Here is a 15997-nt window from a genome sequence, read left to right as displayed (position 1 = left end):
GGCCGGCTACGAGGGGGCGGGAGAGGCGGCGCGCCGCCACTCCGTCACCGGGCCCGGGGTCTCGGCGTCCGTCGGGGTGATCCAGAAGGCCTTGCCCGTCGCGGCGTCGAACTGGGCGCCCGAGCGTCCGTCGCCGGAGGAACGGCCGGTGAGCCGTCGTCCGATCCAGGGGGCCAGGTGCTGCCGGGCGAAGCGGATGTCCTCCGTCCGCCGGGCCGCCCAGCGTGGCGGTGCGGTCGCGGGCATCCGAGCCCGCCAGTCCAGCTCGGCCGGCAGCCCCAGCGTCTGCCAGACGGCCTCGGCGACGCGCCGGTGGCCCTCGGCGGCAAGGTGGAGCCGGTCCACGTCCCACATCCGGGGGTCGGCGATCGAGGGCGCGGAGTAGAGGTCCACCACCACGGCGCCGTGCTGCCCCGCCAGATCGTCGATCAGGGCGAACAGCGCCTCCACCCGGGGCCGGAACCGGTCGAACACCGGCCCGCTGCGCCCGGGGCTGCGCATCAGCACCAGCTGCTTGCAGGTCGGCGCGAGACGCTCCACGGCCTCTTCGAGCCGGGCCCTGACCATCCCCATGTCGCACTTCGGGCGCAACGTGTCGTTGAGCCCGCCGACGAGCGTGACCACATCGGCCCGGAGCTCGGCCGCCGCCTCCACCTGCTCGTCGACGATCTGGCCGATGAGCTTCCCGCGTACGGCGAGATTGGCGTACCGGAACCCGGGGGACCGGACCGCGAGCCGGGCGGCGAGGACGTCGGCCCAGCCCCGGTACGTACCGTCGGCGAGCAGGTCGGACATGCCCTCGGTGAACGAGTCGCCGACCGCGACGAGACTGGTGTAGGAGGCATTCAATTCCATGGCCCGATGAGCGTACCGGTCGGTAGGTCGGTACGGCCAGTCGGTCAGCGGGACCCCGGCCGTCCGACGAGTTCGCGCAGTACGTCCTCCATCGTGACCATGCCCGCCAGCCGCCCGTTCTCGTCGAGGACCGCCGCCAGATGGGTCCGGCTGCGGCGCATCGCGGTCAGCGCGTCGTCCAGCGGAGTCGCCGTCCGGACCCGGGCGATCGGCCGCATCGCCGACACCGGGAAGGGGACATCGCGCGGCATCGCGTCCAGGGCGTCCTTCACATGGAAGTAGCCGAGGATGCGCTGTTCGCGGTCCATCACCGGGAAGCGGGAGAACCCGGACTCGGACGAGAGCCGCTCCAGCTCCTCCGGCGTCGTGCCGACCTGGGCGTACAGCACCCGGTCGACCGGCATCACCACATCCCGCACCGGCCGGCGCCCCAGCTCCAGAGCATGGTGGAGCCGTTGCGCGGAACGGTCGTCGACCAGTCCGGCGTCCCCGGCGTCCTGCACCATCCGGGCCAGTTCGTCGTCCGAGAACGTCGCGGAGACCTCGTCCTTCGTCTCCACCCGCAACAGCTTGAGCAGGGCGTTGGCGAACGCGTTGATCGCGAAGATCACCGGCCGCAGCGCCCGGGCCATCGCGACCAGCGGCGGGCCGAGCGCCAGGGCGCTGCGGGTCGGTTCGGCCAGCGAGATGTTCTTCGGGACCATCTCGCCCAGCAGCATGTGCAGATACGTCGCCACGCTCAGGGCGATGACGAACGACAGCGGGTGCACCAGACCGTGCGGCACCCCGACCGCGTCGAAGACCGGCTCCAGCAGATGCGCGATGGCCGGTTCGGCGACGATGCCCAGCACCAGGGTGCAGAGCGTGATGCCGAGCTGGGCGGCGGCGAGCAGCGCGGAGACGTGCTCCAGGCCCCAGATGACACTGTGGGCCCGCCGGTTCCCGGCCTCGGCCTCCGGTTCGATCTGGCTGCGGCGCACCGAGATCATGGCGAACTCGGCGCCGACGAAGAAGCCGTTGGCCACGAGGGTCAGCAGACCGATGAAGAGCTGGAGAACGATCACCGTTCGTCCTCCGTCCGGTCCTCGGACCCCGGCAGCGGGGCGTGCAGCAGGGCCCGCGCGGCCCGGCGGCCCGACGCGTCCACCACATCGATCCGCCAGCCCGACAGCTCGACGCTGTCGTCCACCGTCGGGATCCGACCGAGCTCGGCGGCGATCAGCCCGGCGAGGGTCTCGTAGGGCCCCTCCGGCACCCGCAGACCGATCCTGCGGAGCTGGTCGGTGCGCGCCGCCCCGTCCGCCGACCACAGGGTGCGGCCGTCCGCGTCCTCACCCGCGGCGGCCAGATCGGGTGTCTCGTGCGGGTCGTGCTCGTCGCGGACCTCGCCGACGACTTCCTCCACGATGTCCTCCAGCGTCGCGACCCCGGCCGTACCGCCGTACTCGTCGATCACCACGGCCATGGCGAGCTTGCCGGACAGCCGGTCCAGCAGCTTGTCCACGGTGAGCGTCTCCGGTACGAGCAGGGGCTCGCGCAGCAGTTCCGAGACGCGGGTCCGGGGCCGCCGGTCGGCGGGGATCGCCAGGACGTCCTTGATGTGGGCCACGCCGACCACGGTGTCCAGGCTGCCCCGATAGACGGGGAAGCGGGACAGACCGGTCGCCCGCGTGGCGTTGGCGACGTCCTCCGCCGTCGCGTGCAGGTCCAGCGCGGTCACCTGGACCCGCGGGGTCATCACGTTCTCCGCCGTCAGCTCGGAGAGGTTCAGGGTGCGGACGAACAGCTCGGCCGTGTCCGCCTCCAGCGCGCCCTCCTTCGCGGAGTGCCGGGCCAGCGCCACCAGCTCCTGCGGGCTGCGGGCGGAGGCCAGCTCCTCCGTCGGCTCCAGGCCGAAGCGGCGCACGATCCGGTTGGCGGTGTTGTTCAGGTGGCTGATGAAGGGCCGGAACACCGCCGTGAAGCCCCGTTGCGGTGTCGCCACCGCCTTGGCCACGGTCAGCGGGGAGGAGATCGCCCAGTTCTTCGGAACCAGCTCGCCGACCACCATCAGAACCACCGTGGACAGCGCCGTACCGATGACGAGCGCCAGGGTGGACGCGGCGGCGGGATGCAGCCCCGCCGCCTCGACGGGGCCGCGGATCAGCTTGGCGATGGACGGCTCGGAGAGCATGCCGATCACCAGGTTGGTGACGGTGATGCCGAGCTGGGCCCCCGAGAGCTGGAACGTGAGACTCCGGACGGCCTTCAGCGCGCTCGCGGCACCCCGCTCGCCCCGCTCGACAGCCCGTTCGAGTTCGCTGCGCTCCACCGTGGTCAGCGAGAACTCCGCCGCGACGAACGCGCCGCAGGCGACGCAGAGCAGCAGGGCGACGAGCAGCAGAAGCACTTCGGTCATCGGTTCACCTCCGTCCCATGATCGGGCAGGGGCGGGGGGACCGCGCGATGTCGGTGGAGCATGGTCATCGTAGGCGTCTGCCCAGCGGCGCTCCCTCCTACCGCATCAGTCCGTCAGATGCTTCACCCAGCGGCTCCACTGCGGCTCGGGCCCGTATCCCGCCGCGCGCCAGGCGTGGTGCGCGGAGCTGTTGCGGTCGAGGACCATGGCGTCGGCGCGCCGCCCGCCCAGAGCGGTGAACCGTTCCTCCGCCGCCGCGAGGAGGGTGCTTCCCACACCCCGGCGCCGCTGGTCCGGGTGGACCGCGAGGCGGTAGAGATGGCAGCGCCAGCCGTCGAAGCCCGCGATGACCGTGCCGACCAGTTCCCCCTCCCGCTCGGCCAGGATCAACGCCTCGGGGTCCCGTTCCACCAGGCGGGCGACCCCGTCCCCGTCGTCGCTGATGCTGGTGCCCTCGGCGGCCACCTTCCAGAAGGCGAGGACCTCGTCCAGATCGGCCGGGGTCGCGGACCGTGTCGACAGCGAAAGATCGTTCATGACGGCCATCCCACCATCCGCCGCGCCGGGGCGTCGATCGCATTCCGCAGGGTGGTCGCACGCTCCCCTTGCCGGTGCTAGCGCGACCGCGCTAGCGTGGTCGGGTGCCCAAGACCCAGCTGAACGTCCGAGTGGACGAGGCCACCGCCGAGGCCGCGCGGCAGCGCGCGCTGCAGAGGGGGATGAGCGTGAACCGCTACATAGAAGAACTCGTCCAGCAGGACGCGGGCGAGGTGGGACACACGTTCGTCGAGGCCGCGGCCGACTTCATGAAGCAGTACGAGTCGGTGTTCGCCGAGGAGTTCGGCCCGGAGCGCGAAGGCACCCGTTGAACCTGCGGATCGACCTTTCCTGGCTGCTGATGGTCGCCGAGCACAAGACGCCCGGAGACCCGCAGGTCGTCGACTGGGGCGCGCTCGTCGCCGCCGTGGCCCGCCATGACGCGGAGATCTTCGGCAGCAGCGTCTACAGCGACCCGCACGCACGGGCGGCCGCCTTGCTGCAACTGCTGCTGCATGTGCCCGCGCTCGAACACTCGAACGCCATGTTCGCCTCGGCCGTCGCGTACGGCTACCTCGTCGCCTCCGGCCTCAAGGTCATCACCTCGCCCGAGCAGGTCCGCGATCTGGCGCTGCTGGTGAAGCAGGGCAAGGCGGACGTACGGGCCATCGCCGACGAGCTGCGTCAGTGGAGTGTGTGAGGCTCAGCCCCCGTTCTCCGTGAACGGCTTGCGGGCCACGCCCAGGACACAGGGCGACGAGGGCATCTGAAGACCCGTCTCCGGGATGCGCAGCCTGCGATACGTGCCCAGCTCGAATCCGGCCGTCTCGATCGCGGCCAGCGGGTCCCGGGCCGTGTGACAGCCGCCGAAGAGCAGCGGCCACAGGGTCCGGTCGGCCGCCCGCTGTGCCGTCGCCAGCGCCCGCCCCGGAGCCAGCCCGTGCTCGAAGAACCGCAGTTCGCCGCCCGGCCGCAGAACCCGCTTGATCTCGGCGAGCGCCCGGGGCAGATCCCGTACGGTGCACAGGACCAGGGACGCCACCGCCCCGTCGAACGCCTCGCTCTTGACCGGCAGCGCCTCGGCGGCCCCCGGCACCACGTCCACCGGCACCTCGGCGCGCAGGGCGGCGCGGACCGCGAGCTGCCGCAGCGAGCGTTCGGGCTCCAGCGCCACGACCTCCGAGACGGCGCCCGGGTAGTGGGCGAAGTTCAGCCCGTTTCCCGCACCGACCTCGATGACCCGGCCGGAGAGCCCCGACAGCAGCTCCTCGCGGTACGCGGCGACGCCGCCCTTCACATCCGCGGCCTCGCTGAACCGGGCGTAGAAGCGGGCGAAGACCGGGTGGTGCACGGCGTCCCGGGGGAGCTTCCTGCTGCGCAGCTGCATGACGGACCTCCGTTACGGAGTGGGCGTGAGGCTCCTGGACAATTCTCCCCCGAATTGCCTGCGGATAGCCCCCGGGACAGTCCCCGAACGGCCCGGGGACTCCGGTCCGGCACCTCGGGCGCCGTCGCGGAGCTCCGGCCCCTCAGTGCCGCCTCGGGGCCCAGCTCCCGCCCAGCTCCGGCGCGAGCCACCGCGCCGCGCCCGCCGCGAAGTCCGCGCCCGGCAGCGCACCCGCACCGGCCGGTACCGCGCCCAGCAGCGGCGCACCGGCCGCCACCGGCAGGTCCTCGATGTTGCACCGGGACGCGAGGTCCGGCTCCGCCGGCATGCTGCCGATCACCACACCCCGGCAGTCCAGCCCCCGGCTCCGCAGCGCCTCGGCCGTCAACGCGGTGGCGTTCAGCGTGCCCAGACCGGCGGGGGCCACCACCAGCACCGGCGCTGCCAGCAGCCGGGCCGCGTCCGCGAGGGTGGAGCCCTCGTCGTCGAACCGTACGAGCAGCCCGCCCGCACCCTCCACCAGCACGAGGTCGTGCTCGGTGGCCAGCTTCTGAGCCGCCTCGGCGACCTCGAACGGCCGCACCGGGGGGAGACCCGCCCGCCGGGCGGCCGTGGCCGGGGCCAACGGCTCCGGGAACCGGGCCAGTTCGACCGCCGTCACATGGCTTCCCGCCAGGCGCGCGACCTCGGCCGCGTCGCCCGGCTCCCCGGGGGCGAGCCCGGTCTGCGCGGGCTTGAGCACCGCGACCCGGCGTCCCCGCGCGGCGGCCGCCACGGCGGCGGTCACCACGGTCTTGCCGATCTCCGTGCCCGTACCGGACACCACCAGAATCGTCGACATATCGCTTCAGCCCTCCCGCGCCGCGGCACACACGGCCCGGCAGATCCGTGCCACGTCCTCGTCGCCCGTGACGTACGGCGGCATCGTGTAGACGAGATCGCGGAACGGCCGCAGCCACACGCCCTCGCGCACGGCCGCGCGGGTCGCCGCCGCCATGTCCACCTCGTGGTCGAGCTGGACGACCCCGATCGCCCCGAGGACGCGTACGTCCACCACACCCGCGAGGTCCGCGGCGGGAGCGAGCCCGGAGCGCAGCCCCGCGCCGATCCGCGCCACCTCGCCCTCCCAGTCCTGCCCGAGCAGCAGGTCCACCGAGGCCGAGGCCACCGATGCGGCCAGCGGGTTGCCCATGAACGTCGGCCCGTGCGCCAGCACCGGAACCTCGCCGCTGGAGATGCCCTCGGCCACCCGGGTCGTGCACAGCGTCGCCGCCATCGTGAGATAGCCGCCGGTCAGCGCCTTGCCGACACACATGACGTCCGGCGAGATCCCGGCATGCCCGGCCGCGAACAGCGTGCCCGTACGCCCGAAACCGGTCGCGATCTCGTCGAGGACCAGCAGGACGTCGTGCTCGTCGCACGCCTCGCGCAGCACCCGCAGATAAGCGGGGGAGTGGAACCGCATTCCGCCGGCTCCCTGTACGACCGGCTCCACGATGACCGCCGCCAACTCCTCGGCGTGCACCGCGATCAGCTCCCGCAGATGCGTGACGTACCCGGCGTCCGGCTCCGCGTCGAAACCGTCCGGCGGGGCGTCGGCGAAGACCTGCCGGGGAAGGGAGCCCGACCACAGCTCGTGCATCCCGCCCTCCGGGTCGCACACCGACATCGGCTGCCAGGTGTCCCCGTGGTAGCCCCCGCGCCAGGTCAGCAGCCGCCGCTTGGCCGGCCGGCCGGCCGAACGCCAGTACTGCAGGCACATCTTGACCGCGACCTCGACCGAGACAGAACCGGAGTCGGCCAGGAAGACGTGCTGGAGCGGCTCGGGGGTGATCTCCACCAGCCGGGTCGCCAGCCGGACGGCGGGCTCGTGCGTGAGCCCGCCGAACATCACATGGCTCATCCGGTCCAGCTGGCCGCGTGCGGCCTCGTTGAGGACCGGGTGGTTGTAGCCGTGCACCGCCGACCACCAGGACGACATGCCGTCCACCAACTCGCGCTGCCCCTCGACGGGTTCGGCGAGCCGGAGCCGTACCCCGGAGGCCGACTCCACGATCAGCGGCTCCTGGCGGCCGGGCATCGGACCGTACGGGTGCCAGACATGCGCGCGGTCCAGCGCCCGCAGTTCGTCGGGGGCGTACGGTTTCGGCGCGGCGGATCCGGAGTGCGCGGCCTGCTGGGGGAGCGCGGGGGCGTACGGCTCAGGCATTGGGGGCGAGATCCGTCCCCGCACCGCGCCGGCGGACCGCCACCAGATCCGTGCGCGGCGCGCCGTTCGCCTCCGTACGCCCGGCCGGAACGTCCGCGTCCGTGTCGATGACGGCCACCGGTTCCTGCTCCCCGTGGCCACCGCACGGTCCGCAGCCGCCACCGCCCCCGTGCGAACCGCACCCCGCGGACTCCTGCGTTCCGCACCCGGCCGGCTCCGCCGCCGTACCGCAGCCGCCGGCCAGTGCGTCGGCCCGGTGGCGCGGCAGCGTCGTCGTGCCCGCGCCCTCCACCTCGAAACCGGCATCCGTGATCATGTCGAGGTCGGCCTGACCGGCCTGGCCCTCACTCGTCAGATAGTCGCCCAGGAAGATCGAGTTGACCAGGTGCAGCGCCAGCGGCTGCATCGAGCGCAGGTGCACCTCACGGCCGCCCGCGAGCCGCACCTCGACATCCGGGCAGACGAAGCGGACCATCGCCAGAATCCGCAGGCAGCGCTGCGGGGTGAGGTTCCACTCCTTGGCGAGCGGCGTGCCCTCGAACGGGATCAGGAAGTTCACCGGCACCGAGTCCGGGTCCAGGTCGCGCAGCGCGAACACCACGTCGACCAGGTCCTTGTCGCTCTCGCCCATCCCGGCGATCAGCCCGGAACACGCCGAGAGCCCGGCGGCCTGGGCCTGCTGCACGGTCTCCACCCGGTCCGCGTAGGTGTGGGTGGTGGTGATCGCCCCGTACGTCTCCTCGGACGTGTTCAGGTTGTGGTTGTACGCGTCGGCGCCCGCCGAACGCAGCCGGTCGGCCTGGCCGTCGGAGAGCAGACCGAGGCAGGCGCAGACCTCGATGCCCTCGTTCTCCTCCTTGATGGCCTCGATGGTCCTGGTGACCCGGTCCACGTCCCGGTCCGTGGGACCGCGTCCGCTCGCCACCAGACAGACCCGCTTCGCGCCGCCCGCGACCCCGGCGGCGGCGGCCTTGGACGCCTCCTCCGGCTTCAGCCAGGTGTACTTGAGGATTCCGGCCTTCGAGCCGAGCCGCTGCGAGCAGTAGGAGCAGTCCTCGGGGCAGAGCCCGGACTTCAGGTTGACCAGATAGTTGAGCTTGACGCGCCGCCCGAACCACTGACGGCGCACCTTCCCGGCGGCGGCCACCACGTCGAGCAGCTCGTCGTCGGAGGTCGCCAGTACGGCGAGCGCTTCTTCGCGGGTCGGCAGTTCGCGCCGCAGCCCCTTGTCCACCAGCGTGTTCAGCAGGTCCATGAAAGATGATCCTGTCCTACGGCACCGCCTCCAGCCAAGGAGGAACCAGACAGGAGACCCGGGCGGGGGTGTGTGTATTGCCACACCCTGACCTGCTGCGCACCCGGCTAGGGTCTGTGGGCTGCCTACAAAGACAGGGACCCGCCCCATGTCCTTCGCCCCGTTCGACTGGATCGACGCCGAGGCCCGCCGCCGGGCCGCCGCCGGACTCGTACGCACGCTGCGTCCGCGCGACGCCGAGCCGGAGCTGCTGGACCTCGCGAGCAACGACTACCTGGGCCTCACCCGGCATCCGGAGGTCACCGCCGCCGCGGCCGCCGCCGCCCACCGCTGGGGAGCGGGTGCCACCGGCTCCCGGCTGGTCACCGGCTCCACCGCCCTGCACGCCGAACTCGAACGGGAGCTGGCCGCGTTCTGCGGCTTCGAGGCGGCCCTCGTGCTCTCCTCCGGGTACGCGGCCAACCTCGCCGCGCTGACCGCGCTCTCCGCGCGCGGCTCCCTCATCGTCTCCGACGCGGGCAACCACGCCTCGATCGTGGACGGCTGCCGGCTCTCCCGCGCCGAGACCGCCGTCGTCCCCCACGCCGACCCGGACGCGGTCGCCAAGGCGTTCGGGGCCCATGACGGGCGGGCCCTCGCGGTCACCGACTCGGTCTTCTCCGTCGACGGCGACGCCGCCCCGCTCCCGGCCCTCGCCGAGGTCTGCCGCGCCGCGAACGCCGCCCTGCTGGTCGACGACGCCCACGGCCTGGGCGTCCTGGGCGACGGCGGACGAGGAGCGCTCGCGGCGGCCGGACTGGCGGGCGGTGACGGGGTCGTGGCCACCCTCACCCTGTCCAAGTCGCTCGGCAGCCAGGGCGGAGCGGTCCTCGGGCCCGCCCGGGTCATCGACCACCTGGTCAACACGGCCCGGACCTTCATCTTCGACACCGGACTCGCCCCGGCGGCCGTCGGCGGCGCGCTCGGCGCCCTCGCGGTGCTGCGCCGGGAGCCCGAACGGGCCGCCCGCGCCCGGGAGGTGGCCACCGCGCTGTACACGCGGCTCACCGCCGCCGGGCTGGAGGCGGTCCGGCCCGACGCGGCCGTCGTCTCCGTCCGGGCGCCGTCGGCGGACGCGGCGGTGCGCTGGGCGGCCGACTGCCGCACGGCCGGAATGGCGGTGGGCTGCTTCCGCCCGCCGTCGGTTCCGGACGGCATCTCCCGGCTGCGGCTGACCGCGCGCGCCGACCTGACCGAGGAGCAGATCACGACCGCGGTGGCCACGATCGTCGCCACCGCTCCCCGGCAGGCGGACGCCGACGTCAGCTGACGTGCCCTGGACCGGCTCCGCGCTGACCGAGCCCGTCCACGAAGGTGGTCCAGGCCGCCGCCGAGAACCGCAGCGGCGGCCGGTCCACGTCTTTCGAATCGCGTACGGCGAGGAGCGCGTCGGCGAACCGCGCGGTCTCCACGCAGTTGTTCATCCCGGTCGACCGGCTGCTGCGCCGCCACTGCGGGGCGGGCGGCGGTGCCATCGATGGCGGCGGTGCGGCGGGCAGTGCGCGTCGGTCTGACATGGCGGCCCCCTCAGCTGCGTCTGAAGCTACGTCCGATCTCGGTGATCAGGTCCAGCGAGCGTTCGGGCGACAGCGCATGCGCCTGCAAGGTACGGAAGGCCGAGCTGTACGCCTCAAGGTCTTCTCTCCGCTCCAGATAGAGGCTACTCGTCAAGTGGTCAAGAACGACCACATCCAGGTCAGAAATGTTCGGAAAGGAGAAGATGACGAAAGGGCCGGTGAGTCCCACGTACCCGCCCACCGAGAACGGCAGCAACTGCAGCTCCACGTGAGGCAGTTGAGCCACCTGGATCAGATGCTGCAGCTGATCCCGCATCACTTCGGGCCCACCCACCTCGCGGTGGAGCACCGCCTCGTCCAGCACCGCCGTGAACCGCAGCGGCGGGCTCGCGCGCAGCACCCGCTGACGGGTCAGCCGGACCTCGACCAGGGAGTCGAGGCGGCCGTCCGGTAACCCGTCCAGCGAGGCGCGGGTCACGGCACGGGCGTACCCGGCGGTCTGGAGCAGCCCCGGCACCACCGAGGTCTCCAGCGTCCGGACCGTACTGGCCTGCGACTCCAGACTGATGAAGTCGCGGTACTGCGGCGGGATCAGCCCCCGGTACGCGTGCCACCAGCCCGAGCCGCCACCGCCCGCCGACCCCGCGAGGACTTCGAGCAGGGAGCGCAACTGGGGGTCGCACACCGCGTAGACGTCCAGCAGCCGTGCCACGTCGGCCGGGGTCACCCCGCTGGCACCGGTCTCGATACGGCTCACCTTCGACTGGTGCCAGCCGAGCAGCCGCGCCGCCTCCCGGCTGGTCATCCCGGTGGCGTGACGCAGACTCCGCAGCTCCTCGCCGAGCTTGCGCCGCCGGACGACGGGGCCGTGCAGCATGCCGGTCTCCTTCCGCTGTCGCAAGGGGCTGATCCGTCGCCGGGACCGGCCCGCAGAGGGGCCAGTGTGCCGCCCGTCGACCCCGTACGGGTCCCGAATTCACCGCTTCGAGCGACAGATATATGCATATCTTGGCCGAACCTCGTTACAGCGAGCTGCATCAATGGCAGTCTGGCGCGAAGCACAATCCCGGCCGACCGTCGCTCGGTCCGGGGCGGGAAAGGGGCGGTGTCGCCATGGCGGACCATCAGGAAGCAACCGTCACTCTGCCGAGCGATCCGGTCTCGGTCTCCGCGGCCCGCAGACATGTCGCCAGGACCCTGTCCGAATGGGGCCTGCCCGACGACAGCGAGTTCGCCGACACCATCCGGCTGATCGTCTCGGAGCTGGCCACCAACGCCGTGCAGCACACGTTCGGCCAGTCGCCCACCTTCACCGTGGACCTGCGCCTCGAACGCGACGAGGAGCTCTATCTCGGCGTCACGGACAGTCACCCCCGGTGGCCCCAGAAACTGCCCGCCGCCGTACGGCAGGACAACGGCCGGGGCATGGTCATCATCCGGATGCTGGCCAAGGAGCGCGGCGGCCGGCTCCAGGTCACGCCGACCGCCGAGGGCGGCAAGACGGTCTGGATCGCGCTGCCCTGGGTCGTCGCGGTTCAAGGATGACTCCGTAGGGGCCCGGCGGGGCCGGTCGGCCGACGCGGATCAGCCCGCCGGAGCCCGGTTCGGCCCCGGGGCCACGCCCCCGCGGCCGAAGCCGCTGCGCAGCAGCGCGAGCAGCGTCGCCGCGGCCGCGCTCGACCGGTCGCCCCGGTGCACCACCGAGATGGTCCGGCGGAACGACGCGGGCTCCAGCCGCCGGACGGACAGCGGGGCCGACGCCATCGAGGCGACCATCTCCGGCACCACCGCCACGCCGAGCCCCGCACTGACCAGCGCGCACACCAGTGCGTACCCGGGTGACTCGCAGACCACCGCGGGCGTCGCCCCGGCCTCGGCGAGCGCGTCCTCGACCCCGCGCCGGGGCGGATGGGTGGGCGCACTGCTGATCAGCGGCCGCCCCGCCAGCTCGCCGACCGGCAGCCGCCCGGTGCCCTCCGCGAGCCGGTGTCCCACCGACGTGACGAGCACCAGCTCCTCGACCAGGAGCGGGTCGACGAGCACGCCCACCGGCGGCGGCCCGACCGCCCCCGGTTCGTAGGCGTGCGTCAGGGCGAGGTCCACCTCGCCCGCGGCCACGGCGGCGATGCCGCCGGGCGGCTCGTGGTCGGCGACGGCCAGCTCGACCTCGGGGTGGGCCCGCCGGAAGGCGCTCAGGACGGGCGGCAGCAGATGAATCCCGGCCGTGGTGAACGTCCCCACCCGCAGCCGGCCGCCCGAGAGCCCGGCCAGCTGCGCCAGCTCGTGCCGCGCCTGGTCCAGCTCGTCCAGCACCCGCCGGGCCCGGCCCGCCAGCAGCTCGCCCGCCGCCGTCAGCCGCGCCCCGCGATGGTGGCGCACCAGCAGCGCCGCCCCCGCCTCCCGCTCCAGCTTGGCCAGCTGCTGCGAGAGCGCGGGCGCGGTGTAGCCGAGGCGGGCGGCCGCCCGGGTGATCGATCCGGCCTCCGCGACCGCCACGAGCGCCGCGAGACGTGTCGGGTCGTACATGAAAGCGTTCCTTTAGGCAGACCCAGAAGATTGCAAGTACACGCTAAAGGCTCCGCAGGTCCAAGGTGGACCTCATGGACGCACAACTGATCGCCTTCACCGGGGTCGCCGCCGGCATGGTCGCGCTGCCCGGCGCCGACTTCACCGTCGTCGTACGCAACGCCCTGGCCTCGCGCACCGCGGGCCTGGCCTCGGCGCTCGGCGTAGCCGGGGGACTGCTGGTGCACACCGCCCTCGCGGTCGCCGGACTCGCCGCGGTGCTGGTGACGATGCCCGTGCTCTTCCGCACCGTCCAGCTGCTCGGCGGCGCGTACGTCCTCTACCTCGGGCTCAGCGCGCTGTACGCGATCCGCCGCCGCCCGGCGCAGGACGGAACCGGTACCCCTTCGGGGGCGCCGGAAGGTGCTCCGGAGGGTGAGCCGGAGCGGCCCGCGCCCAGGGAGTTCGGACGCGCGGTGCGCCAGGGTTTCCTGACCAACGCGCTCAACCCGAAGGCCCCGGTCCTCTTCCTCAGCCTGCTGCCGCAGTTCGTACCCGACGGTCAGCCGCCGCTGCCCAGGACCCTGTTGCTCGCGGCCCTGGTGGTGGTGCTGGCGCTGATCTGGTTCCCGGCCGTCGCCCTGCTCGTGGACCGGCTGGGCCGGTGGCTGCGCCGCCCGCGTACCGCCCGCGCCATCGAGGGCGGCAGCGGGGTGGCGCTCACCGGACTCGGACTCGCCCTGGTCACCGGCCCGCTGCTGCGCTGAGAGCGGAGCGCGGCAGGGGCGGGTGCCCGCAAGGGAAGAGCGTCCGGTCGGTGGGTCAGCGGACCCGTCCGTACCAGACGCTCTTGGACCAGATTTTCGCCAGTCGCACCACGTCCCCCGATTTGGGGGAGTGCCAGATCTTCCCGGCCCCGGCGTAGATGCCCACGTGGTAGACGCTGCGCCCCGAATGGAAGAAGACGAGGTCGCCGCGTTTACGCTGCGACTTCGCGATATGGCGGGTCTTGTTGTACTGCTGCTGTGCCGTGCGGGGAAGCTTCTTGCCGGCCTTCTTGAACGAGTAGAGCGTCAGCCCCGAACAGTCGAAGCGGCTGGGACCCGCCGCTCCGTACTTGTAGGGAGCCCCCTTCTTCGACGCGGCGACCTTCAGGGCCTTCGTCGAGTGGGCGGTGGCGGCCTCGGCATCACTCACCAGACCGGGCGCCAGCATCGAGGACGTCACGGCCAGGGTGAGCGCCGAAGCCGTACCGACCCGGGCGAACAGAGACGGGACATGAACCTGCGCAGACATGCGCAACCCTTCGTCAGCCGCCTGTGAAGGATGACCTGTCGGGTTCGGGCTGGCGAAGTTGCCCGGCCGCGTCGCGGCTTCACCCCGAGGGCTTCCCGGTCTCCCGGTCGGCCCGTTGTGCTCGGGTCCTCCACTCCTGCCGATCCACTTCTGTCGACCAGTCATCCGGGCGGCGGCAGGACTCGGCGTCCGCCCGGACCGCCCCGCCGCGGCGGCGGGGGCTTGTCGTCCCAGGGATCTTGACGCACTCCGTGCCGGATTTCCGAGCTGAAACGGCGATTTGTGAGTCTCCTCACCACTGATCCATTCAGGTGGACAGGCCTGATTCGCGCTCGCCGACGAGCCCGGCGCACACCCTCGTACCAGGGACGAAAGGATGCATTTCGAGTACGGGCTGCGCTCCGGATGCAAGTTGGGCCGTCGCTCGTGCGGGTGATGACCTACGCCGAACGAGCGAGGGAATGTGATCGCGGGGTCGGGCGTGTCGTGCGGTGGCCCGACCGGTCCGCTCCCGTAAGGCGCTCCCGGCGCGCCGGGCGGGTCAGTTCACTGCGGGTCAGTTCACCGGAGGTCGGTCCACTGGCGGAGGCATCGCGACCCGGCCCGCCCTGCGCTCCCCGTCCAGGACACGCAGGGCCCGCGCCAGGGTGGCGGCGTGGAGCCGTGACTCGCCGCGCTCGTGCATCAGGGCCAGGGCGTCGCGCAGGGCCGCCGCCCCGGAGGCCAGGGCCTGGGCGGCCCGCAGCGCGCTGTAGGTGTCGCCGCCGTGCGCGGGGTTGATCCGGCCCACCTGGTCGAGCACGGCCAGATAGCAGTCGACGAACTCGCCCTCGGCGCGGGTCAGCGCGGGCAGGGGCGGGAACTCGGGTGGCTCCATCGGCGTTTCACCTCGCGTCGTACGGCGCCGGTCGCACGGCGGCCGGATGGGTCAGCGGTTCTCCACGACGTGGTCGACCAGCCCGTGGGCGAGGGCGCCCTTCGCGTCGAGGATGGTGTCGCGCTCGATGTCGGCGGTGACCTGCTCCGCGGTCCGGCCCGTGTGCCGGACCAGCATGGCCGCGAACATCTCGCGGGTGCGCACCAGTTCGCGCGCGTGGATCTCCAGGTCGGACGGCTGGCCCCGCATCGGCTCCTCCAGTGCGGGCTGCTGAATGACTACCCGTGCGCCGGGCAGTGCATGTCGCCGCCCCTTCGCCCCGGCCGCCAGCAGGGCCGCCGCGTAGGAGCCGGCCTGCCCCAGGCAGAAGGTCTCCACCTCGCAGGTCAGGAACTGCATCGTGTCGTAGACCGCCGCCATCGCCTGGAACGAACCGCCGGGGGAGTTGATGTACAGCGACAGGGGCCGGTCCGGATCGGCGTGCTCCAGGTACATGAGCTGGGCGATGAGATCGCTCGCTGCGGTGTCGTCGATCGGGCTCCCGAGGAAGACGATCCGCTCGGACAGCAGCTTGGAGTACGGGTCCTGGGTCCGGGTTCCGGTCGCGGTGCGCTCGGTGAACTCGGGAAGGACGTAGCGGGCGACGGGGCGGATCATGGCGTGCCTCTCTCCTGGAGCTGACCATCCGTCTGGGGGTCCGGCCATCCGTAAAAAATGTACAGGACGTACAGAAGGTTATGATGGTGACTATGGCCTACGAGATTCCGGTGACGCAAGCACGGGCGGAGCTCGCCGAACTGATCAACCGCGTCGTCTACGGCGGCGAACGCGTCGTGGTGACACGGCACGGCAAGCCCCTCATCGCGCTGGTTTCCGCCGCTGACCTGCAACGACTCGAAGCGGAGGAGGCTGCTACCGAGGAGCAGGTGATCAGCTCGGTCTCCTCGATCAACTCCGCGCCCTCCGCTCAGGGCGAACGGCGCAGGTTCGGTATCGCCGCCGAGCACCGCCCTCACGACGGCAACGGCAACGGCCGGGACGCCTGACGCCCGGACCGGACGGCGCCCGCGCCGGAGCGCGCCCGCGCCGGAGCGCGCCCGCGACAGGACAGAGCCGGGTGCC

At 72.4% G+C, this 15997-nt stretch carries 20 protein-coding genes; 6 read left to right on the top strand and 14 right to left on the bottom strand.

Annotated elements, in window-relative coordinates:
• Nucleotides 1-6: 6 nt before the first annotated feature.
• The 4 genes from IE134_RS13775 to IE134_RS13760 form a co-directional block, all read right to left on the bottom strand.
• Complete coding sequence (locus tag IE134_RS13775) at nt 7-855, bottom strand: SGNH/GDSL hydrolase family protein (protein ID WP_030713910.1); 849 nt, start codon at nt 853-855, stop codon at nt 7-9.
• A 44-nt stretch (nt 856-899) separates the two neighbouring features.
• Nucleotides 900-1919 (bottom strand): hemolysin family protein, encoded by a 1020-nt coding sequence (locus IE134_RS13770; protein ID WP_098018702.1) that lies wholly within the window; start codon nt 1917-1919, stop codon nt 900-902.
• Nucleotides 1916-3253: a hemolysin family protein gene (locus IE134_RS13765; RefSeq protein WP_098018704.1), complete on the bottom strand. Its 1338-nt coding sequence runs from the start codon at nt 3251-3253 to the stop codon at nt 1916-1918. Before IE134_RS13765 ends, IE134_RS13770 begins: the two co-directional genes overlap by 4 nt.
• A 105-nt stretch (nt 3254-3358) precedes the next feature.
• Nucleotides 3359-3799 carry a GNAT family N-acetyltransferase gene (locus IE134_RS13760; RefSeq protein ID WP_098018706.1) on the bottom strand — a complete coding sequence of 147 codons (441 nt, stop codon included), beginning with the start codon at nt 3797-3799 and terminating at the stop codon, nt 3359-3361.
• A gap of 95 nt (nt 3800-3894) precedes the next feature.
• On the opposite strand from IE134_RS13760, the gene IE134_RS13755 reads away from it, so the two are divergent.
• Nucleotides 3895-4122 (top strand): hypothetical protein, encoded by a 228-nt coding sequence (locus tag IE134_RS13755; protein WP_010062312.1) that lies wholly within the window; start codon nt 3895-3897, stop codon nt 4120-4122.
• Nucleotides 4119-4490 carry a hypothetical protein gene (locus IE134_RS13750; protein WP_010062313.1) on the top strand — a complete coding sequence of 124 codons (372 nt, stop codon included), beginning with the start codon at nt 4119-4121 and terminating at the stop codon, nt 4488-4490. Before IE134_RS13755 ends, IE134_RS13750 begins: the two co-directional genes overlap by 4 nt.
• A gap of 3 nt (nt 4491-4493) precedes the next feature.
• Here IE134_RS13750 and IE134_RS13745 read toward each other — a convergent pair whose 3' ends face one another.
• From IE134_RS13745 to bioB, 4 genes are all read right to left on the bottom strand, one after another.
• The gene (locus tag IE134_RS13745) at nt 4494-5177 is read right to left on the bottom strand and encodes a class I SAM-dependent methyltransferase (RefSeq protein WP_030713918.1); all 684 of its coding nucleotides are present in this window, start codon (nt 5175-5177) and stop codon (nt 4494-4496) included.
• Between the two features lie 142 nt (nt 5178-5319).
• The gene (gene bioD / locus IE134_RS13740; protein ID WP_030713921.1) at nt 5320-6018 is read right to left on the bottom strand and encodes a dethiobiotin synthase; all 699 of its coding nucleotides are present in this window, start codon (nt 6016-6018) and stop codon (nt 5320-5322) included.
• Between the two features lie 6 nt (nt 6019-6024).
• Nucleotides 6025-7386, bottom strand: coding sequence for an adenosylmethionine--8-amino-7-oxononanoate transaminase (locus IE134_RS13735; RefSeq protein WP_030713924.1), 1362 nt, complete (start codon nt 7384-7386; stop codon nt 6025-6027).
• On the bottom strand, nt 7379-8641 hold the full coding sequence (bioB, locus tag IE134_RS13730) for a biotin synthase BioB (protein ID WP_030713927.1): 1263 nt from the start codon (nt 8639-8641) through the stop codon (nt 7379-7381). Before bioB ends, IE134_RS13735 begins: the two co-directional genes overlap by 8 nt.
• A gap of 148 nt (nt 8642-8789) precedes the next feature.
• On the opposite strand from bioB, the gene IE134_RS13725 reads away from it, so the two are divergent.
• Nucleotides 8790-9950 carry an 8-amino-7-oxononanoate synthase gene (locus IE134_RS13725; RefSeq protein WP_098018711.1) on the top strand — a complete coding sequence of 387 codons (1161 nt, stop codon included), beginning with the start codon at nt 8790-8792 and terminating at the stop codon, nt 9948-9950.
• Here the strand turns inward: IE134_RS13725 and IE134_RS13720 are convergent.
• Both IE134_RS13720 and IE134_RS13715 read right to left on the bottom strand, forming a co-directional pair.
• On the bottom strand, nt 9943-10197 hold the full coding sequence (locus tag IE134_RS13720; protein WP_189430627.1) for a DUF397 domain-containing protein: 255 nt from the start codon (nt 10195-10197) through the stop codon (nt 9943-9945). The genes IE134_RS13725 and IE134_RS13720 overlap by 8 nt on opposite strands.
• A 10-nt stretch (nt 10198-10207) precedes the next feature.
• Nucleotides 10208-11074: a helix-turn-helix domain-containing protein gene (locus IE134_RS13715; RefSeq protein WP_030713933.1), complete on the bottom strand. Its 867-nt coding sequence runs from the start codon at nt 11072-11074 to the stop codon at nt 10208-10210.
• A gap of 236 nt (nt 11075-11310) precedes the next feature.
• Here IE134_RS13715 and IE134_RS13710 point away from each other — a divergent pair, with 236 nt between their 5' ends.
• Nucleotides 11311-11742 carry an ATP-binding protein gene (locus IE134_RS13710; RefSeq protein ID WP_030713936.1) on the top strand — a complete coding sequence of 144 codons (432 nt, stop codon included), beginning with the start codon at nt 11311-11313 and terminating at the stop codon, nt 11740-11742.
• A 39-nt stretch (nt 11743-11781) separates the two neighbouring features.
• Here the strand turns inward: IE134_RS13710 and IE134_RS13705 are convergent, their stop codons facing one another.
• Entirely contained in the window at nt 11782-12723 is a 942-nt protein-coding gene (locus IE134_RS13705; RefSeq protein WP_030713937.1) for a LysR family transcriptional regulator, read from the bottom strand.
• 74 nt (nt 12724-12797) lie between these two features.
• Here IE134_RS13705 and IE134_RS13700 point away from each other — a divergent pair, with 74 nt between their 5' ends.
• Entirely contained in the window at nt 12798-13469 is a 672-nt protein-coding gene (locus IE134_RS13700; protein ID WP_098896172.1) for a LysE family translocator, read from the top strand.
• A 55-nt stretch (nt 13470-13524) separates the two neighbouring features.
• Here IE134_RS13700 and IE134_RS13695 read toward each other — a convergent pair whose 3' ends face one another.
• From IE134_RS13695 to IE134_RS13685, 3 genes are all read right to left on the bottom strand, one after another.
• Nucleotides 13525-13998 (bottom strand): C40 family peptidase, encoded by a 474-nt coding sequence (locus IE134_RS13695; protein ID WP_030713942.1) that lies wholly within the window; start codon nt 13996-13998, stop codon nt 13525-13527.
• 556 nt (nt 13999-14554) lie between these two features.
• Nucleotides 14555-14875 (bottom strand): hypothetical protein, encoded by a 321-nt coding sequence (locus IE134_RS13690; RefSeq protein ID WP_030713945.1) that lies wholly within the window; start codon nt 14873-14875, stop codon nt 14555-14557.
• Between the two features lie 51 nt (nt 14876-14926).
• Complete coding sequence (locus IE134_RS13685) at nt 14927-15532, bottom strand: ATP-dependent Clp protease proteolytic subunit (protein ID WP_030713948.1); 606 nt, start codon at nt 15530-15532, stop codon at nt 14927-14929.
• Between the two features lie 92 nt (nt 15533-15624).
• Here IE134_RS13685 and IE134_RS13680 point away from each other — a divergent pair, with 92 nt between their 5' ends.
• Complete coding sequence (locus tag IE134_RS13680; protein ID WP_098896171.1) at nt 15625-15921, top strand: type II toxin-antitoxin system Phd/YefM family antitoxin; 297 nt, start codon at nt 15625-15627, stop codon at nt 15919-15921.
• Nucleotides 15922-15997 lie beyond the last annotated feature (76 nt).

It is taken from the genome of Streptomyces rubiginosohelvolus (assembly GCF_014649875.1).
GTDB classification, from domain to species: domain Bacteria; phylum Actinomycetota; class Actinomycetes; order Streptomycetales; family Streptomycetaceae; genus Streptomyces; species Streptomyces rubiginosohelvolus.
Note: the sequence above shows the minus strand (reverse complement) of the source record. Positions and strands in the feature narration are given on the sequence as shown.